The organism is Peptostreptococcus sp. D1 (genome assembly GCF_900112955.1).
In the GTDB taxonomy this organism is placed as follows: Bacteria; Bacillota; Clostridia; order Peptostreptococcales; family Peptostreptococcaceae; genus Peptostreptococcus.
On sequence record NZ_FONP01000001.1, the window covers coordinates 470,281 to 489,958 of the forward strand.

Below are 19,678 nucleotides of genomic sequence, written 5' to 3' on the forward strand. Positions count from 1 at the left end.
TCAGCTTTAAGCTGTGTGATTTTACAGACCATTAACTACATTGTTTGGTCTTTCGCCATTCATTACCTTAACCATATCAGAATAAGACCATTCAGACATTCTAATAAACGCATCATCAGTTGTTCCAGCTATATGAGGAGTTATAGAAAGTCTAGCCTTACCAGCCTCAGTTAGGTTGAATAATGGATGATCTGCTGTTGGTGGTTCAGGAGCGATAACGTCAAGTCCTGCAAAAATTCTACCGTTGTTTAGTGCTTCAGCCAAATCTTCGTTATTTACGATTTCACCTCTTGCTACATTAATAATAATCGCATCCTTCTTCATCATTTCTATAGTTTCTTTACGTACCATATCTCTTGTGGAATCAAGAACAGGAACATGGTATGAAATGATGTCACAATTTTTAAGAATTTCTTCATATGTGCAGAATGTCAAATCGTTTTCCAGCTCATATTCTTCTGTAGCTCTGAAAACATCATAGTACATTATTTTGCATCCAAAAGCCTTTAGCATCCTTACTGCAGCCTTACCAATTGCACCCAAACCAACAAGTCCAATAACTCTTGAACCCAATTCGTTTTGACCTTTTACCTGATATTCTCTGAAGCTTTCATTAAATCCATCAACACCTCTAGCCTTGATTTTAGCATCTGCCTCAGGTATTCTTCTCAAACAGCTGATCATATGCCCTACAGCAAGCTCTGCAACTGGAGCAGCATTTACAGCTCTGTTATTACAAACATAGATACCTTTTTCTTTGGCAGCCTCCAAATCGATCTTATCAAAGCCAACTCCTAATGAATGAATTAATTTACAGTTGTCAAGCTGCTCGATAACTCCTCTTCTGAAATAGTCAACTGGTCCACAGAAAACTATATCAGCATCTTTACACTGCTCAACTAATTCTTCATCAGAACAAGGATAGTTGATGTATTTGAAATCCCAGCCTGCTGGTTTTTCAACACCAAATCTTTCAATAATGTTCTTATTGCATGTAACTCTAACCTTTACCATTTTCCTTCCTCCTTAGATATATTTGTTATTTAATTAACTCTTTTTTTTAAAAAAATAGCAGAAAATAATTTTTTAAATTATCAGTTAATTAATTTGCAAATAGAGTCTCATAAATAACTAATAAAATACTATAATTCCTTAAAATGTAGTTATATATCTAGGAATTTCAACAGTCATCCTAGATATATTATACTACATTATTTCAGTCTTTTCTATGAATTATTAAAATAAAATGAATGTTTTTATTAATTTAAACAATTTAATAATAAATTAATACAAACTACACTTTTTGTTGAGATATTTCTCCATTAATAAGTCAACAAACGGTAATTAATTCATCTTATATATCTTTCTTTGACTCGTTTATTGCTTTAACCTTTTCAATAACAAGCGGTATTATCTTATGAACATCACCTACGATTCCAAGATCTGCCACACCAAATATTGGAGCATGAGTATCTTTGTTTATCGCAATGATAAATTCAGAATCTTCCATACCAGCTAAGTGCTGAATAGCTCCTGATATACCACAAGCCATATACAAGTCCGGTCTAACTGTCTTACCAGTCTGTCCTACCTGTCTTTCTCTTCCTATCCAACCTGCATCAACGTTTGCTCTTGAAGAAGTAACTAATCCACCCAATTCATCAGCAAGCACTTTTAATACATCGAAATATTCTGCACTACCAATACCTCTACCACCTGATACCAATACCTTTGATTCAGTTATATCAACCTTTGCATGAGTAGATTTTACAACCTCTCTTATCGTAATATTCATATCCTCTGGCACGAAATCAACTTTGAATTCTTCAACTTCACCAGTTCTTGAAGAATCCTTTGGTAAAGCCTGCATAACCCCAGGTCTAACTGTTGCCATCTGTGGCTTATGCTCTTTACAAATGATAGTAGCCATTATGTTTCCACCAAATGCTGGTCTAGTCATCAATAACAATTTAGTTTCTGGATCTATTTCCAGCTTTGTACAGTCAGCAGTAAGACCAGTGTGCACTCTTGCAGAAACTCTTGGAGCCAAATCTCTACCAATTGAAGTAGCTCCGTAAAGAACTATTTCAGGATTTTTGGCTTCTATTATTGCATTTAATGCCTTTGTATATGGTTCAGTTGCATATACTCCTAGCATTGGATCCTCAACATAAATAACTTTTTCTGCTCCATGTTGAATTAATGTATCTGCTAACCCCTTAACTTTATCTCCTAGTAATACTGCAACTACTTTCTGATCTAAATCTGCAGCTAGCTTTGTTGCAATACCAATTAGCTCGATGCCTACTTTTTGTACGACACCGTCTACCTGTTCAACTACTACATATATATCTCTGTTCATTAGGTAATCTTCCTTTCAATTATTCTATATTAATTTCTAAAATTCACAGTAATTTATATAAAGAACTTTTCTTGAAGCTTTGCAACTATTGCATCAGCAGCTTCTTCTGGAGTCAGTCCTTCCATTTTTATACCCTGGCCTTTAGCTTGCTTAGTGAATGATCTCTTAACGTTTGTAGGAGAACCCTTTAAACCTATGTTAGATATATCCAGCTTGTCTTCTATATCCTTTAATCCCCAAACCTTGATATCTTTCTTGTAAGCATTAAATATTCCACCTATAGACATATATCTAGGAGTTATTTCTTCACTTAATGTTGTAATTAGGCAAGGAGGCTTGATTTCGATTATATGATATCTATCTTCAAACTGTCTCTTAACTATAAACTTACCATCTTCTACACGTAATTCTTCGCAGTAAGAAATCTGAGGTATCTGAAGATGTTCAGCTATCTGTGGTCCAACCTGTGCAGTATCACCATCTATAGCCTGTCTTCCCGCTATAATTATATCATACTCAAGTTTTCTCAAAGCCCCAGCTATTGTTGAAGAAGTAGCCCATGTATCAGCTCCACCGAACGCTCTATCAGAAATTAATATTCCATCGTCACAACCCATTGCCAAAGCTTCTCTCAATGCAACTTCCGCCTGAGGTGGTCCCATTGACACAACTGTCAATGTACTTCCTGGAACTGATTCCTTTATCTGAAGTGCCAATTCAATACCAGCTTTGTCATCAGGGTTTATGATACTTGGCACACCATCACGAATAAGTGTATTTTTAACAGGGTCAAGTTTTACCTCTGTTGTATCTGGTACTTGCTTAATGCAAACTACAATTTTCATCTATTTTTACCTCCCCTTATTTCAATACGCTTGATGCTATAACCATCTTCTGAACTTCTGAAGTTCCTTCATACAATGAAGTTACTCTTATATCTCTATACATTCTTTCAACTGGATATTCTCTTATGTATCCATATCCACCATGTATCTGTAAAGCCTTGTCTATTATCCACTTAGCCTCTTCTGTAGCAAATAATTTTGCCATTGAAGCTTCTTTGTCTGCAGGTAATCCTTGATCCATTTTATATGCAGCATCGTACACTAAATGACGCATTGCTGATAGTTTAGTCTCCATTTCAGCCAATACAAACTGAGTGTTCTGGAACTTAGAAAGTGGCTTACCAAATTGATTTCTTGCCTTTGCATATTTAACAGCTTCATCCATTGCACCCTGTGCCAAGCCTAGAGCCTGACTAGCTATACCAAGTCTACCAACGCTTAGAGTTTTCATTGCATTTATGAAACCTTTTCCTTCTTTTCCTAGCATATCAGATGCTGGAACTCTAACATTTTCAAGTACGACGTCACTTGTTGGGCAACCTATCATACCCATCTTATGCTCAGCTTTACCAAAAGACACACCTTCTGCCTTAGAATCTACAACAAATGTAGATATTCCTTTGGCACCTTCGTCACTTGTCTTAGCAAATACGATTATATAATCAGATACCGGAGCTCCTGTAATGAATGTTTTTCTTCCGTTTAAGATATAGTCATCTCCATCCTTAACTGCTGTAGTTAAGATAGAAGCTGCATCAGAACCAGCGCCTGGTTCAGTAAGACCGAAACAGAATAATTTTTCACCAGTTACCATTGGTCTAAGATATTTTTCTTTTTGTTCTTCTGTACCATCTCTCAATATTGGAGTTGATTGTAGTGAGTTCGGTGATGAAATCCAAATAGTAGATACACCAGATGCTTTTGATAATTCTTCCATTACTATCGCATATGATACGTGATCTCCACCAGATCCACCGTATTCCTGTGGTATTTTAATTCCTAAAAACCCAGCGTCAGCCATTTTTTTGTAAATTTCCATCGGGAATTCACTTGTTTCGTCAACCTCTTCAGCAGTTGGCTTAATTTCTTTTTCAGCGAATTCTCTTGCTAGCTGACGAACTAACTCATGTTCTTTCTTGAAAATCATAGATTGCCTCCTTAAAATTATCTTTAATTAAATCATATCTGCAAATGTCTGCAATGCAGTATTTGCTTGTTCAAAGTTAGTCATTTGTTGATCCACCTCAACTAAAATGTGCATTATACCCTCTCGATTAAGCTCTTTTCTAATAATTGGATAATCAAATTCATCTGAATCACTGAATTTTGTCAACAAGTATACAACTCCGTCTGCACCATGTTTTCTTACCTTATCAATTATTATTTTTCCTCTTAGCTTTTCTGGATCATACAATAATGTACTACCTTCTATATCTGAAATCCATTTAGCCAAAGCTCTTACTGGATTATCAGTACCTTCATCAACTAAATAATCAAACTGTCCAGATTCTTGATTAATATTGTCATCAACTATCGCTAGCTTATGAGCTTCAAATATCTTTAAAATCTCTGGGCTGTTTGCCAATAGGCCTGTTGTAACAACTTTCTTTCCATCAAAGCTTTCTTCAGGCATATTCTTTAGTTCTTCATTTAATGCGCCTACTATTTCCAAATGTTCGGCTTTGTCCATAAAGAATGCACTAGACATAACTCTCGATCTTAGAGATGGAGTTATAGTATTTAGATGCTTTGAAGCAAGCTCATTGAACTCCTTCAATGCTTTTCTGTGGTTATTATACAGAGCTATAGCCTCTTCTACCTTCGAATTTTCAATTTTTACTCCTGCTATTTCTTCTAGCTGTGCTATCAATTTTATATATTGCTTTTCATTATAGTCTAGACCAGCTTTTATTTTTCTGTTCTGTCCATATCCAATATATAGTGCAGGAACATTCTTTATAGCCTTTTTCCAGTTTTGACTTAACCCCTTCAAGCCATCACTTAAACCGGGGATTATCATACCAGATAATTTATCAAGCTTACCCTCAAGCCCCAAGTCCAAAAGCCTTAGAATTGGTGCGGCATAAAAAGCAGGAAAATATTCCTTTGATAGAGTTACTTCGCCCTCTGCGCCCCAAATTCCCATTGGTATCATTCCCAAAGCATATACCAATTCTTCTGGTGTATAAACAGGTGCACAGCCTACCACCTTTTTTCCACTTTCAACATATTTATCTATTTGCTCAAATGGACATACATCAAGTTTTTCCAACAATAATTCTATATTACTCATTAGTCTGCCTCCTTCATTTTAGCTGCTTTATTAGCTTCCATTACTTCTATTAGACCTTGAACTCTTGTGTCATACTGTGCTTCAGAGAAGTTTCTAGGGTCCGCTTGGTCACCATCAAATGTCGCTGTAGGAATACCAGTTCTCTCTCTTATCTCCCTTTCCATTTCGTACATTATACCACTCCACTGCTTGCAGCTTCTGTTAATATGAATCAACATACCATCAATGTTGTTTTCTTTTATAACCTTAAGTCTCATATCCAAAGCTCTTTCGTATGAAATGGCATTTGGAGTTCCACAATATGCTTGCATCAATTCATTAGTATTATTGTAAATATATCCAAATGCATCTGCGTAAACTGTTCCGCAAACGTTTACTCCACTACCTTGAAGCTCTTTATATGTATGTCTTAGGTGAGGCCAGCAAGCTATACCTTCAAATAAGATTCTGTATTTTTCTTCTCCCTTAAAAGTCGATTTACCAGTTTTAACATTTTCCTCAAACTCTTCAATTAGCTTTTCAAATGCTATCGCTGACTCTTCCTTACCTCTTGCGCAAACTGCCACTGCCATGTGATTAAATACGTCAAATCCACTGAATGGAGACGGAGTATACTTTGCATAACCAGTCGCTGCTAGCCATGCTCTACCAGTTCTCTGAGATGTTTCCATAACCCTTTCAAATTTATTTTCATCCCATTTCTTGCCTGATAACTCTTCCAATTGTTTTATAGCGTGGTCGAACTGTCCCTTTAGATATTCAACTCTATCTTCTCCTGCCTCGTAGTCGTTGTTGTAAGGAACATCTATTAATATCAACGGAATATTACGTTCCTTCGCAATATTTTCGTACCATTTAATCATACAGTTACAAATATTGTTACAGCATGCCACAAAATCCGGCTGAGGCATATTCAACTCTGGAGCATCCTGAACGTCTAGATATGCCAAGCTTATTCTCGCATAGGCACATATATCATTTGAATACCCTTCATTTTCGGCAGCTTCACACATTCTTTGACCTCCACCCTTTGCAGAGATTGCCGCCGCCTGATTTTCTGGATAAACAACCTTGATATCCATCGTTTCAAATATTTCCTGTGGGAAATTGGATGCACACCATCCTACTATCTCACCATTATTTTTAGCTTCCCAAGCATCTTTATAATGCTTTGCAACTATTTCACCTAACAATACTTTTGCCGGTTTTTCTTCCACAACTACTGTATTACTCATGATAAGCTCCTTTCTAACCTTTTAGATATTCGTCATAAGCATATAACGCCGCCCCAATGGCACCAGCCATCTGAGAGTCGTCAGATATTTTAATTTCAGCTTCCAATTCCTCACTCAACGCTCTCACTATACCAGCATTTTTAGTAACTCCACCTGTCATTGCCACTGGCTCTGAAAGACCTCCTCTTTTGGCAAGCCCTGCAACTCTCGTAGCGACAGATGCGTGAATTCCATTTACTATATTTGGAATCGGAATTTTTTTAGCCATACATGAAATAACCTCTGATTCAGCGAAAACTGTACAAGTTGAACTTATCGGAGTCTTTTCTGTAGCCTGAGTGTCAAGTTCTCCCAAATCAGTTAGCTTAACGTCTAGAACTCCAGCCATAACCTCTAAAAATCTTCCAGTGCCCGCTGCACACTTGTCATTCATCAAGAAATTCGTAAGCTGACCTCTTTCATTTAGCTTTAGCACCTTTATATCCTGTCCACCGATGTCAATTATTGTTCTAACATCGCCGAAAATAAAAACTCCACCTCTTGCATGACAGCTCAACTCACTCATTGTTTTCTTGGCACCTTCGTAACTGTTTCTACCATATCCGGTAGAAACAATCACGTCAATATCTTCAAATGCTAAATTTATGTTGTTTGTAACTTCTTCTATTACTCTTTCGGCACCCCTTGTACCAGCACCAAGGTTTACTACACCCTTGCTAACTACTTCTTTTCCATTTTTGAGTATCACACATTTAGATGACGTTGATCCTATGTCAATACCCATTGTATATATATCACTCATCTTTTTATCCTCATATTTATATCAATTCACAAACATAATAAATAGTCAGATAGCAATACTCAACTATCTATATTTTTTAACTAAATATTACTATAATTCAATATTCAAGCCCTATACAATGATAGACTTAGCTTTCTTATTTTTCTTTATCTTCCCAGATATACAATGTACCTGATTCTATCATTGCCTTTATTTCGTCATCTGAGTATCCAATTTCCTTAAGAACCTCTGCACCATGTTCACCTATGAATGGTCCTCTATTGTATGGAGTAGGTCCCATTTCATGGTACTTAACAGGCTGTTTAACCAACACTCTTTCACCATTTGGATACTTCATCTTGTAGAAGCAATCATTTGCCCAAGCTTGTTTATCTTCAAGAATTTCTTCCCAGGATTGAGCCTTTGAAAACGGAATATCAGCATCTACTAATACTTTTGCCCATTCATCATAGTTTCTTTCACCAAATCTAGCCATTATTCTATCGTAAATTGTAACACCTAATCCATTTTCAGCTAACTTCTGAACAGGATACAGGTTTTCATCAGCAGCCATTTCATCTAATCCCAAAGCTGTAGTAAATCTCTTGAAATAAGTATTGTAGTCTGGCATACAAGTCTGAACAAATCTTTCGTCTTTTGTCTTCCATGCCGCATTTAGTGGGTTGTTAGCTTCTCTAATATTTATTGGATACTTAACGCCGTAATCAGGATATTGAGCTGCCTGAACCATCATACCCATATTGAATATAGCACTTTCAAACAAACTAGTTTCAACCTTTTCACCTTCACCAGTCAATTTTGCATGATATAATGCAGCAAGAATACCAGCTGCCAAGTTAATACCAACATTATGATCTCCTATACCAGGAACCATATTCATAGGCACATCAGTTTTTTGTCTTAGTGATTCAAGATAGCCTGCTCTTGCAAAGAATGCAGTAAAGTCAAAGCCTGGAAGGTCCTTATCAGGTCCATATTCACCATATCCTGTACAAATACCATAAACTAGGCTTGGAAATCTTTCTTTTAATGTTTCATAATCCAAACCGGCTCTCTGTAAAGCCTGAACTCTCCAGTTAGTTATCATTACATCAGCACCTTCTAAAAGTTTGAAAAATGCCTCCTTACCAGCAGGATCTTTCATGTTAATTGAAATACATCTCTTATTTGCATTTTCCAATTCCCATGTTGTATTTTCATACATATCCAGAGGTCTACCTTCTGTAGGTGCAGTATATCTCAATGGATCTCCCTTTGAACTTTCAACCTTTATTACATCAGCTCCTAAATCTGCTAGGAATCTTCCCGTAGTTGCCGCCGCAATAAAATTAGCTAACTCAATTACTTTTACACCCTCTAATGGTCTTTTTCTTGTGCTCATTACAATACCTCCTAAAAATATTACATTTTCATTAAAATATTACAATTTATTATTTATTATCAAAATGACTCAAAGCTGTTTATCTGCTTCTTGTCAAGACAATCATATTAATTCGGACTCTTCGACCAATTTTTTTAACTCTCGCTCATCAATTTTTTCAGTTTGATTCTTTGGGAAACTATCTATAAACAAATAGTATCTTGGTATTTTGTATTTACTTAAATTTTCACAGAGATATTTCTTTATCTTTTCCACCAATGCATCATCTTTTTTCCCCTCGATGCAAGCAACTATTTCTTCCTGAAGAACCTCTGATTTTTTACCAACTATTTTTACATTTATTCCATTTTTTACTTCTTTTATCACTTTTTCTATTTCGGTAGGAGAAATATTCTCTCCACCTCTTATTATCAAATTCTTTCTTCTTCCAACTATGTACAAATAATCATTTTCGTCGATATAGCCCAAATCTCCAGTTTTCAACCAACCATCCTTTTGCACTGCATCACAAACAATCGGCTCAGTCGTGAGGTATCCCTTCGTTATATTGTAACCTTTGACGAATATTTCTCCAACTTCACCCCTTGCACATTCTTTATTAGACTTTAAATCTACTATTCTTATTTCCACATTATCGATTACCTTTCCAGAAGATGTTGCCTTCAGCTCAAGTGAATCATTATAGCCTGTAATCGACACACAAGGTGATGCCTCAGTCAATCCGTAAGACGTTTGTAGATTTATTCCATTTAATTTTTCACAAATATCATAATAATCTTTTTCATAAATTGGAGAGCCTGCTATTATACCACTTTTTAGACTACTCAAATCAAATTCGTTCATCATTGGATTGTTAATTAAAGCAAGGTACATGCTTGGAACCCCATTCAAAATTGTACATTTATCATTCTGTATAACTCTGCATACATTCGTCGTCTTATATTTTTTCAAAAGAGATATCGTTATACCTCCTAGAATACTGCATAAAAGACTTACATTAACACCAAAGCAATGGAACAATGGAACAGAAAGACACATAATATCAGCTTCTCCCCACTTCATTTGGTCGACTATTTCTCTTGCATTATTTACCAGTGAGTAGTGTGATAGCATTACTCCCTTAGAATCATTAGTAGTTCCAGAAGTGAACAATATACAAGCAAGGTCATGGCAATCATTTTCCAATGCAGTAATCCTATTCATCATGATATCATTGTTCAAGGATATATTTCGCTCAACAAAAGAAATCCATTCTCCAAACGTTCTTTCAATATTAAAGGTTTTAATATATCTTGTGTCTATATTTCTTCTCAGCTTGTTTACAACTGATGAAATATTATCTTCATCTCCACCAATACCTGTGTACAAAATAAATTTTACGTCGGCTATTTTTATACACTTCATCAATTCCTTCTCTTTATAGCAAGAATTTATCAAAACTGCCGTTGCTCCCAGTTTCTGTATGGCTATAAAGGAAATAATCCAACTCGGTGTATTATATCCATAAATGCCTACTTTATCATTTTTTCTTATGCCCTGCTCAAACAAAGCATACGACAATTTTTCAGTAATAGCATCAACATTTTTCCATGAGTATACGTCATTTTTTGTCTTGATAAACACCTTTTCCGGAGTTTTCTCTGCCCTTTCGGCAAAACATTCTTTAATTGTTTTTTCCACTAATTTCATAAATCTTCCTCCAAAACATTAAGCCTACAAGCTCACTAATGTTTTCAAACCATATTTCCGTAAGCTTCATTTTCACCCACAGAAAATGATACCTCTACTACTCTTAAAACAGAATGTTTTAAACAATGCTTCAATATAAATACTCACCCTCGAATTATAGCTCTTTAATTTGCATACTAACCAATTTTTCTTTTGATTTTAAATTTGGCTTTCTAGACTACTTGTATACAAGAATTATCCCACAATTTATTGACTGTTTAACACAAGTACCTCACAAACAAATTTTTAATTTCAACAAATGCCCGCTTGATAATACGACTATTTTTGTTAAATAAAAAATAACAAAGTTTGTTAAACGTATTCGCAAAAGAGCTTATCATCTTTTGCAAATCGTAATCGCTAATTTTTTTTAAAGAAATGACTATATGTCGCACTTGCAGTTACTACATCTGTAACTGTATCTATATGCTCAGACATACATGCCAAAGCACTCTTTATGTCAGATTTTTTTATACAATCTAAAATCCTACTGTGTTCGTCAATAAGCTTTGATAAATTATGCCCAGATTTTACATAAACATTCCTCCATCTATTTATATGAAGTAGATGCTCCTTTAATAAATCTAAAATATCATCATTCTGAACACTCAACATAATATATTCGTGAAACTGCTCATCAAGAACCTTGAATTCAGTAATATATTCATCATACCCATAAAACTTCTTTTGGCTGTCTATATTTGCCTCCATTTTTTTTATTATTTCATACTTATCATCCTTTTTCATGAATCTATAAAGAACTTCCTTTTCTATGGATATCCTAATTAGCAAAGCAGTTTTTATGTAGTTCAAATCTATCAATGTCACATATGTACCTCTCTGAGGATATACATCCAAAAATCCATTTTGAACCAATCTAGCAATAGAATTTCGCACTACAGATCTTGAAACACCAAACTCCTCCGCTATTATGTTCTCACTGATCTTACAACCAGGCTGAAGCTCCAAGCTTATTATTCTATCTAATAGTTCATTATATATCATTTCCGACGACGCAAGCTTTTCCATATAATCAACTCCATTTATCATCCTTTAACACTAGTATACCAGTAAAATATTTTTTTATCAATAGTGAAAATGTTTTTTTGTGTTTTTTAAATGAAATTTTTAAAAAAATTTAAAAAATCTATAATTTTCGATAATAATCTAATTTAAGTTTATGTTTTTTCGAATACATCCCTTTTTTATCCCATTTTCAAAAGATGATATACAACAAATATCCAATTCTCTCAATACCTATTCTCTGTCTCTACCATCAGACAATTCTCTCGGAAATCTAGCACTATGTTCATAATTTAATCATATTATCTTAATTCAGCTCTACATTCTTATTTCTATTTCTCGCTAAAGCATTTAAAATGAATTTGTATATTCTATTATCCATTTAATAACCATCTATAAAATTAAGATTTTTTTATTTATTTAGAGTACAAAAAAGACCCACACTATTCATTTTCATAATGATCAGAATAGGTGAATCTTATATGTTTTAATTCATTTATTAACTATATAAATAGATTTAGATTGCCTTCCTCTGCTTCAGATAGATAGCTTGCTACACCTGCAATTTCAACATCATCAACTAATTCTTCAGCCTTTATCCCCATGATATCCATACTCATTGAGCAAGCGACAAATTTCACGCCCATTTTTTGTGCTCTCGACATCATAAGCTCTAAATCATCAACGTTTTTATTTTTCATTACTAGCTTAATTAGCTTAGTTCCTATGCCACCCATATTCATTTTTGAAATTTTCAGCTTATTTACACCTTTTGGCATCATCATTCCAAACACCCTTTCAATCCCTTTTTTTTCGACTCTAGAACTGCTTTTTCTCAAGATATTAAGCCCCCAGAATGTGAAAAACATTGTTACCTCTTTGCCCATTGATGCAGCTCCAGTTGCAATAATAAACGACGCAATCGCTCTATCTAAATCTCCGCTAAACACCACCATTGTTGCTTTTTTCTTATCTAAGGAATTAGAAAACATGGAATTTGTCGAATTTATCAAGCAGTCTTTTTTGATATCAGTTTTCTCATTTTTTTCAATTTGAGCATTTATGATTCCAGAATCACCTGTCAATCCTATAAGATTGTATCCCATCCTTGCACACCATGATGAAATATCCTTCGAAAATCCTACATCAGTTGCCATTACCTCTACTATATCACCATAATTTGCCTTATCCAATTCTTCAAAAACTCTTGCAATAGGTCCTGGACACTGCAGCCCTCTAGCATCAACGAGTATTCTCTTTGTATTTTCATTAGCTCTCTTTATACCTTCCTTATCTCTATTGATATCTGCTCTTGAAACCTTACAACCATTCAACTCCAAAGCATCTATTTTATCTCTTAATTTTTCTTTTTTTTTAATACATCTGAATTGTCAGTGCAAGCTATCCCTGATAAATTCGATGTATTCTCAGCTTTATATTCTTCAACACCAAATTTCAATTGTCTATATGATTTGTATCCACCGTCCACATTTACTGCATTAATACCATTATTTTTCAATATTCTAACAGCCAGATATCCTCTCAAGCCAACCTGACAATTAATGTAAATTTCTTTATCTTTTGGTATTTCATCCAATCTGTCTCTCAGCTCGTCAAGAGGAATGTTTACAGCACCAGGCATTGAACCTGCCATAAATTCACCTACAGTTCTAACATCTAGCAAATATCCACCTTTTTCAACTATATCTTCTATTTCCATAACTGATATTGTTTCAATTCCATCCAAAATATTTGATGCCACATAACCAGCCATATTAACAGGGTCTTTTGCTGAGGAAAATGGTGGAGCATAGGACAATTCCAGCTCCTGAAGATCTCTTACTGTCAATTTTGCAGCTATTGCAGTCGCAATTACATCTATTCTTTTTTCAACACCTACTTCACCGATTGCCTGTGCACCCAAAACTCGTCCAGAAGGAATTTCAAAAATCAATTTCAAATCAAGTGGTCTGGCAGTTGGATAATAGCCTGCATTTGACAACGGATGTATATGAATTGATTTAAAATCATTTTTACCCATATTTCTCAATCTCTTTTCATTATATCCAGTGGATGAAACCGTCAAATCAAATACCTTTGCAACTGAGGTTCCTAAAACTCCCTTATATTTACTATCTATTCCATTAATTCTATCTGCAACAATTCTCGCCTGTCTATTTGCTGGAGATGCGAGAGCTATACATGATGCTTCGCCATAAATCAAGCCTTGAGTTTCTATCGCATCTCCAACTGCATAAATATGAGGCTTGGAAGTTTCAAAATTTTCGTTCACTTTTATGTGACCTCTGTTACCTAGCTCAAGCCCAGCTGATTTTGCCAGTTCATTTTCTGGTCTTATGCCTATAGACAAAATTGTAATATCGGAATTTATTTTCCTGCCACTCTTTAATTTAACTACTTTGCCATTTTCTTCAAACGAGTCTACTCCATCTCCCAAAATCAAGTCTACACCCTTTTCTACCATATGCTTATGTACAATTTGAGCCATTTCAAAGTCAATTGGAGCCATGACTTGATTAAGCATTTCAACTAAATGAACCTTAACGCCTCTTTCAGCAAGGTTTTCTGCCATTTCAATTCCTATAAATCCACCACCTACAACTACAGCTTCCTTTGGACTTTTTGTGTCAACAAAGCTCTTTATAGCATCAGTATCTGGTATATTTCTCAAAGTAAAAATATTATCGGCATCAGCAATACCTGTTATCGGAGGCTTGATTGGACTCGCACCCGGAGATAAAATCAATTCATCATATTTTTCTACATATGTTTCTCCAGTGCTCAAATTGTTCACTGTTACTTCCATTTTTTCAGCATCTATGGACACAACCTCACTAAAGCTTCTAATGTCCAGATTAAATCTTTTCTTCATTCCTTCAACAGTCTGCACCAAAAGTGCATCTCTGTTTTCAATTACATTCCCAATATAGTATGGCAAACCACAGTTTGCAAAGGATATATACTCTCCTCTTTCGAACATTATTATCTGAGCCTTTTCATCAAGTCTCCTCAAGCGTGCTGCAGCAGTAGCTCCACCAGCCACACCGCCGACAATAAGTATTTTTTTCATAAAATCTTACCTCCTCAAATAGTTCTTTAATTTTCCAAATGTTTTTATATTGCTTTGAATCTTTTATACTACTTTAAATCTTATATGTCGATTTAAAGCTAATAATAATTTTATAAACTAGACTATTACTTTAAATCAAATAGACATCTTATCAGTTTTTCTATTTTTTCGTTATCTACTGAATATGTGATTTCAGTTCCATTTCTTTCCCCTTTAATAATGCCTGCCGATTTCATCTTTGATATATGTTGAGAAATAGTTGACTGAGGTACTCCCAAGCACGAATACATATTCGTAACATTTTTCGGTCCATTTTCAATCAAACCTTTTACTATACACAGCCTAACCGGGTGAGAAATAGCTTTCAACACCTCTGCATATCTCTCATACTCTTCCATTAAAATACTATTTAACATTAATATCCTCCATATTGTTTTATATTTAAGCACCATATTTTTCAGTTGACTACTGGTTTTTCTATCTACGTTATAAAATATTAAAAATAACAATTTTAATTTTTACTAAAACTTGTATTCTATATTTTAATTTATATAATCGTAAAAAGCTTTATCATCTGTATATCTATATATTACGATATATAGATATTTTTGTCAACTCTTTTTTAATATTATTTTTAAAAGCTTTCAAAATATGAACTATTTTCCACAAAACAAAATACCCACCTATAATACTTTGTTTTCATTGTATTACAGATGAGTATTAATTTCGTTCACTACATTTTCGATAAATTTATTTTTTTCTTATCTCGACTACAATCATCCAAGCCCTATAAATTATCAAAATCCACCCTACTATTGTAACTGAATAGAAAACATATTTAGACCAAATTGGTCTTTGCTTTTCCTTGTCAATTTTGTTCTCGATTTCTTTTGTAGTCACTTGCTTCTTATTCTTATCATCTACTCTTTCACAGTTTACTAGCATCCTATATGGACTTGGTGGTCTGATTGGATGACAGGATAATATTGTCAGCATATCCTTACCCTTTATCGGCTTTAGCTTTTCCCATTGTGATGGACTTATTATTTCGATATCGTTGACCTTATACGTCAATATATCTCCATTCCTATCTATAAACACTTTGTCGCCAGGTTGTACCTTACCCAAATTCAACAGCATTATTCCCTTGTACCATCCTCTATGACCTGCAATCACACTTCTTCTATCTTTTCCGCCAATTGGTAATGATGTTCCATAAATATGAGCCACACCGTTGTCTAAGTGCTCATAGGTCGCATCCAATCTAATAGGCTGCTTGACATCAATAGATGGTATCAGCAAATATCCGAAAATTTGATCTTTTTGCCAGTCTTTTATTTGATAATCACTTTTGTAATCATCTACTACAAAAGGATCTACTAAACCAGATCCATCTATGACCGACTCGTCATATTTTGCAAAAGCTTTTGAAATACTGTTTTTTTCATCACTTTCCTTATAATACTGTCTCTGATATTTTTTGTATTCCAGTGATGATGTCATATCTCTTATAGTTATCTGAGTAAATGCCTGTAGCGGAATACATATACCTATCATTATAAGTAAATGTCCTATCATTTTTTTTATCTTCATTTTCACCAAACCTCTCCAATCTAATCCATCGGTTATATAAAGCCACTAACAGCTTTGCTATGAGGGTAATTTTTTATTTTTTACTCATTCCTCTCTTTTATTTGTACTTTCATTTTTGACTACACGTTTGGCTGTGACTTTGATTTTATTGGATTTCAGCCATCTATTAAACAAATAAAGTATCAAAAGTGCTAAAAAAATCATAACCACAATAAACACATATAGGTTCTTCAACCATACAAATGGCGGAACTTCGTCTATAGTTTTTTTAGGTGCTACATATGGAACTCTATGACCCGTAACCAGTAGTCTATGTGAATTTATCATGTAAGGTGTGCAAGTAAGCAGTGTAGCATTGTCACTTCCCGAAGAAACTAAAATAGGCTCAAAATTAGATGGTTTAACTGTAATAACTCTATCTACCTTATATGCAAGTATATCTCTAACATTATGAATGTAGAAAATATCACCCTTAGTTAACCTATCTACATATCTAAACATTATTGCACTAGGAAGACCTCTATGTGCTGTTATTACTGTATGCGTGCTAGATCCACCAACAGGCAATGATGTGCCCTCCATATGTCCAGCTCCTTTTTGAAGCACCTCCTCATTAGTTCCTGCATAAATTGGCAATTTTTGATTTATCTTTGGAATATGAATATAACCTATTTTTTCATGAACCTCAAGCATTCTGGCATATTCTGCTATACCCTCCTTTTGTTTCTTTCTATATGGATCAGCGAAGCTTGTAGGTTTAAGTGATGAATTGTATGCTTTTGCCAATTCAATCTTTTTGTTGATCTCAATTTCAGCCAATTTTTTTCTAGTAGCGTCAAAATCTTCTATCTCTTGAGTGGACTCAACACTATAGTACAGCTGAGATATAATGGGATATACAGCTATCAAAAATCCAAAGATAAAAATCAACCCATACACAATTTTTTGATCAACTTCGTACTTCCATATTTTCATCATTTTCCTTTTAGAGCTATTTTTTGCTTTTCTATTTTCTTGATTAACATTCCTTTTATCACTTATTTTTCTATTTAGAATATTCATATTTTCATCCCACTTCCATTATACGATAAGATACGTTCCTCTTATTACAATAAGTTTTCAACCTATAATTTGTAGCTTTATCATCTTCCATATACTCAAACTATTCCTACATATAGGCTTATATAATTACAATAATACATTATTACAATTATATAAACCTATATAGGGCCGGTAAGTTCCAGCCCCATATCATGTGTTTTTTATTGATTTCCATTTACTTTGTTGTTTATATTGATTTATTGTTTACTTTAAATTTACTATCTGTATTGATTTATTGTTTGTATTAATTCACTCTGTTACTTTGCCTTCTTTTTTATTTTTCTATATAGCCACCATGCTATTAAAATTAGCAATAAAATAAATCCCGCAACCTTTAACCAAAAAACTAGCTTGTTATTCTTGTTCATAGAAACAAACTCATTTGGATTATATGGTACCCTATGACCTCTCACCAATAACCTGTGAGTATTTATCATTATTGGAGTACAAGTAAGAAGTGTTGCTTGATCTCTATTTGAATCTATTAGCAAATCATTAAAGCTTGAAGGCTCAATTGTCTTTATCTGATCTACCTCGTAAGCAAGCACCTGAGATAAGTTATGTATGAAGAATTTATCTCCTACCTTCATTTTTGATAAATCTGTAAAAAGCTTGGCAGTTGGAAGCCCTGAATGAGCTGTTATAACTGTATGGGTACTAGCACCTCCAACTGGAAGGGATGTACCTTCCAAATGCCCAGCTCCCTTTTGAAGCACTTCCTCATTAGTTCCTGCATAAATAGGAATATCAACATCAAGCCTAGGTATTTCTATATGCCCCATTTGCTCGTTGATTTCCAGCATACGACCGTACTCTTTTCTACCAGCCTCCAGCTGTTTTTTTACATATGGATCGGTTGAAATAACATTTATTAACGATCTGTTATATGCACGGGCTAAATCAATTCTACTTTTTATTTCATCTGCTGTCAGCTCCTTCTTTTTATTATCAAAAGCCTTCACCTGCTGCGTAGACTCCACTCTATAATAAAAGCGTGACACCAACGGATAAGATAAAATCAACAATCCCAATATAAAGATCAATATAAATGGCCATTGACTTTTCTTACCTTTTCTTGTTTTTTTAATTGTATGTTTTGTATTTTCATTCATTTTTTCACTTTTTACTCGAAACAGCATATCAAAACCAGTATTTCTCAATAAGATATTTTAATAGCCTTCTTTTTTATCTTTCAGAAGCAAATGGCCCAAAGCTGCCACCAGTACACCTCCAATGGTAAGCAATAGTAGCATTATATCTCCTGTCTTTGGTATGGATATTTTCCCATCACTGTTACCGCGACTATTTCCAGCATTTCTCGAATCATGGTGTTTTCCTCCACCATATGCCATATCTATTTTATTTTTTATCATTAATACATCATCTTGACTATGACCACTGCCTACCTTAAATTCTATCGGAGATGATAGTTGAAGATAGCCCGTCGGAGCCTTTACCTCAAATAAATAGTACGTACCTTGTGGTAGTCCATCGACAATGAATTCACCATTTTCATCAGAGGAAACTACATACTGCACTCCATTTTTTATAACAGCTTTGTAAGAATCTCCTGATTTCTCTTCAACTCTAAATACTGCACCTCTAAGACGCTTGTTTGTATTTTCGAAATCAACCTTTACAAACCTATTTCCAGTGATTCTCGGCTTGTATACAGACTTACTGTAAATATCTAATTCACTTATAGAATTTCTATCTGTGACTATCACAAAATTTGATACAATAGATTTAGTTCGCTCATCAGAAATATATTCCCTTACATAATAAGTCGAACCTTTTTTTAAGGCTTGCTTAATATGTCCATTCTTATCAGAATTATTCGATTTATAGGGCTGTCCATATTTTTCTATTAGCTCATTATTTTTCATCTTCTCCAGCTTATTAGTAAGAGAGATTTTTTGCCTATCTATTTCCTCTTTCGTACCTTCTATATGCTTGTCAATTCTCCAAATAAGAAGACTTCTATTTTCGAGTCTTTTGTATCTTCCATTTGTCGCAGCATCGGTAATAATAGTATCTCCATCTGCTTTAGCTGTACTATCCAGCAACTCTTTGGCCAGATATATGTTAACAATTATTTGATCACTGTCACCACTAGCTGGCCCATAGAGTCTTGTATCAGCCAAAGCTGATGATAAAGTCAATACAAAGCCTAGAACAAATACGAAAGCTATCTTTATAAATTTTTTAAAATGCTTTTTCATAA

General features: G+C 34.4%; 17 protein-coding genes. All 17 read right to left on the reverse strand.

The annotated features are described in order from the left end of the window. Positions 1-21: 21 nt before the first annotated feature. Complete coding sequence (locus tag BM120_RS02130; RefSeq protein WP_091992831.1) at positions 22-1,014, reverse strand: 2-hydroxyacid dehydrogenase; 993 nt, start codon at positions 1,012-1,014, stop codon at positions 22-24. A gap of 340 nt (positions 1,015-1,354) precedes the next feature. Then, entirely contained in the window at positions 1,355-2,362 is a 1,008-nt protein-coding gene (locus tag BM120_RS02135) for an electron transfer flavoprotein subunit alpha/FixB family protein (protein ID WP_091992832.1), read from the reverse strand. A 53-nt stretch (positions 2,363-2,415) separates the two neighbouring features. Then, positions 2,416-3,207: an electron transfer flavoprotein subunit beta/FixA family protein gene (locus BM120_RS02140; RefSeq protein ID WP_091992833.1), complete on the reverse strand. Its 792-nt coding sequence runs from the start codon at positions 3,205-3,207 to the stop codon at positions 2,416-2,418. A gap of 16 nt (positions 3,208-3,223) precedes the next feature. Then, complete coding sequence (locus tag BM120_RS02145) at positions 3,224-4,354, reverse strand: acyl-CoA dehydrogenase family protein (RefSeq protein WP_091992834.1); 1,131 nt, start codon at positions 4,352-4,354, stop codon at positions 3,224-3,226. A 27-nt stretch (positions 4,355-4,381) separates the two neighbouring features. Then, positions 4,382-5,500, reverse strand: a complete 1,119-nt coding sequence (locus BM120_RS02150; RefSeq protein ID WP_091992835.1) for a 2-hydroxyacyl-CoA dehydratase subunit D — start codon at positions 5,498-5,500, stop codon at positions 4,382-4,384. After that, entirely contained in the window at positions 5,500-6,735 is a 1,236-nt protein-coding gene (locus tag BM120_RS02155; RefSeq protein ID WP_091992836.1) for a 2-hydroxyacyl-CoA dehydratase subunit D, read from the reverse strand. The genes BM120_RS02150 and BM120_RS02155 overlap by 1 nt, the downstream gene beginning before the upstream one ends. 13 nt (positions 6,736-6,748) lie before the next feature. Further along, positions 6,749-7,537, reverse strand: a complete 789-nt coding sequence (locus tag BM120_RS02160; RefSeq protein ID WP_091992837.1) for an acyl-CoA dehydratase activase — start codon at positions 7,535-7,537, stop codon at positions 6,749-6,751. A 136-nt stretch (positions 7,538-7,673) separates the two neighbouring features. Beyond that, positions 7,674-8,918, reverse strand: coding sequence for a CaiB/BaiF CoA transferase family protein (locus BM120_RS02165; RefSeq protein WP_091992839.1), 1,245 nt, complete (start codon positions 8,916-8,918; stop codon positions 7,674-7,676). Between the two features lie 102 nt (positions 8,919-9,020). Beyond that, on the reverse strand, positions 9,021-10,607 hold the full coding sequence (locus tag BM120_RS02170) for a class I adenylate-forming enzyme family protein (protein WP_091992840.1): 1,587 nt from the start codon (positions 10,605-10,607) through the stop codon (positions 9,021-9,023). A gap of 399 nt (positions 10,608-11,006) precedes the next feature. After that, positions 11,007-11,675, reverse strand: a complete 669-nt coding sequence (locus BM120_RS02175) for a GntR family transcriptional regulator (RefSeq protein WP_091992842.1) — start codon at positions 11,673-11,675, stop codon at positions 11,007-11,009. Positions 11,676-12,172: 497 nt separating this feature from the next. Beyond that, positions 12,173-13,009: a DsrE/DsrF/DrsH-like family protein gene (locus BM120_RS02180; RefSeq protein WP_242941528.1), complete on the reverse strand. Its 837-nt coding sequence runs from the start codon at positions 13,007-13,009 to the stop codon at positions 12,173-12,175. Between the two features lie 17 nt (positions 13,010-13,026). Next, a complete protein-coding gene (locus tag BM120_RS02185; RefSeq protein ID WP_091992845.1) occupies positions 13,027-14,760 on the reverse strand; it encodes a CoA-disulfide reductase in 1,734 nt (577 codons plus the stop codon). A 125-nt stretch (positions 14,761-14,885) separates the two neighbouring features. Then, the gene (locus tag BM120_RS02190; protein ID WP_091992847.1) at positions 14,886-15,176 is read right to left on the reverse strand and encodes an ArsR/SmtB family transcription factor; all 291 of its coding nucleotides are present in this window, start codon (positions 15,174-15,176) and stop codon (positions 14,886-14,888) included. A 334-nt stretch (positions 15,177-15,510) separates the two neighbouring features. After that, a complete protein-coding gene (locus tag BM120_RS02195; RefSeq protein WP_091992849.1) occupies positions 15,511-16,353 on the reverse strand; it encodes a class C sortase in 843 nt (280 codons plus the stop codon). 84 nt (positions 16,354-16,437) lie between these two features. Then, positions 16,438-17,415, reverse strand: a complete 978-nt coding sequence (locus BM120_RS02200) for a class C sortase (RefSeq protein WP_207645684.1) — start codon at positions 17,413-17,415, stop codon at positions 16,438-16,440. Positions 17,416-17,711: 296 nt separating this feature from the next. Further along, positions 17,712-18,614: a class C sortase gene (locus BM120_RS02205; RefSeq protein WP_242941529.1), complete on the reverse strand. Its 903-nt coding sequence runs from the start codon at positions 18,612-18,614 to the stop codon at positions 17,712-17,714. A gap of 9 nt (positions 18,615-18,623) precedes the next feature. After that, positions 18,624-19,676, reverse strand: a complete 1,053-nt coding sequence (locus BM120_RS02210; protein ID WP_091992851.1) for an MSCRAMM family protein — start codon at positions 19,674-19,676, stop codon at positions 18,624-18,626. Positions 19,677-19,678: the final 2 nt, after the last annotated feature.

Bases quoted from the DNA above. Each gene is read 5' to 3' on its own strand.
- BM120_RS02130 (WP_091992831.1), bottom strand. From the start codon at position 1,014: ATGGTAAAGGTTAGAGTTACATGCAATAAGAACATTATTGAAAGATTT.
- BM120_RS02135 (WP_091992832.1), bottom strand. From the start codon at position 2,362: ATGAACAGAGATATATATGTAGTAGTTGAACAGGTAGACGGTGTCGTA.
- BM120_RS02140 (WP_091992833.1), bottom strand. From the start codon at position 3,207: ATGAAAATTGTAGTTTGCATTAAGCAAGTACCAGATACAACAGAGGTA.
- BM120_RS02145 (WP_091992834.1), bottom strand. From the start codon at position 4,354: ATGATTTTCAAGAAAGAACATGAGTTAGTTCGTCAGCTAGCAAGAGAA.
- BM120_RS02150 (WP_091992835.1), bottom strand. From the start codon at position 5,500: ATGAGTAATATAGAATTATTGTTGGAAAAACTTGATGTATGTCCATTT.
- BM120_RS02155 (WP_091992836.1), bottom strand. From the start codon at position 6,735: ATGAGTAATACAGTAGTTGTGGAAGAAAAACCGGCAAAAGTATTGTTA.
- BM120_RS02160 (WP_091992837.1), bottom strand. From the start codon at position 7,537: ATGAGTGATATATATACAATGGGTATTGACATAGGATCAACGTCATCT.
- BM120_RS02165 (WP_091992839.1), bottom strand. From the start codon at position 8,918: ATGAGCACAAGAAAAAGACCATTAGAGGGTGTAAAAGTAATTGAGTTA.
- BM120_RS02170 (WP_091992840.1), bottom strand. From the start codon at position 10,607: ATGAAATTAGTGGAAAAAACAATTAAAGAATGTTTTGCCGAAAGGGCA.
- BM120_RS02175 (WP_091992842.1), bottom strand. From the start codon at position 11,675: ATGGAAAAGCTTGCGTCGTCGGAAATGATATATAATGAACTATTAGAT.
- BM120_RS02185 (WP_091992845.1), bottom strand. From the start codon at position 14,760: ATGAAAAAAATACTTATTGTCGGCGGTGTGGCTGGTGGAGCTACTGCT.
- BM120_RS02190 (WP_091992847.1), bottom strand. From the start codon at position 15,176: ATGTTAAATAGTATTTTAATGGAAGAGTATGAGAGATATGCAGAGGTG.
- BM120_RS02195 (WP_091992849.1), bottom strand. From the start codon at position 16,353: ATGAAGATAAAAAAAATGATAGGACATTTACTTATAATGATAGGTATA.
- BM120_RS02200 (WP_207645684.1), bottom strand. From the start codon at position 17,415: ATGAATATTCTAAATAGAAAAATAAGTGATAAAAGGAATGTTAATCAA.
- BM120_RS02210 (WP_091992851.1), bottom strand. From the start codon at position 19,676: ATGAAAAAGCATTTTAAAAAATTTATAAAGATAGCTTTCGTATTTGTT.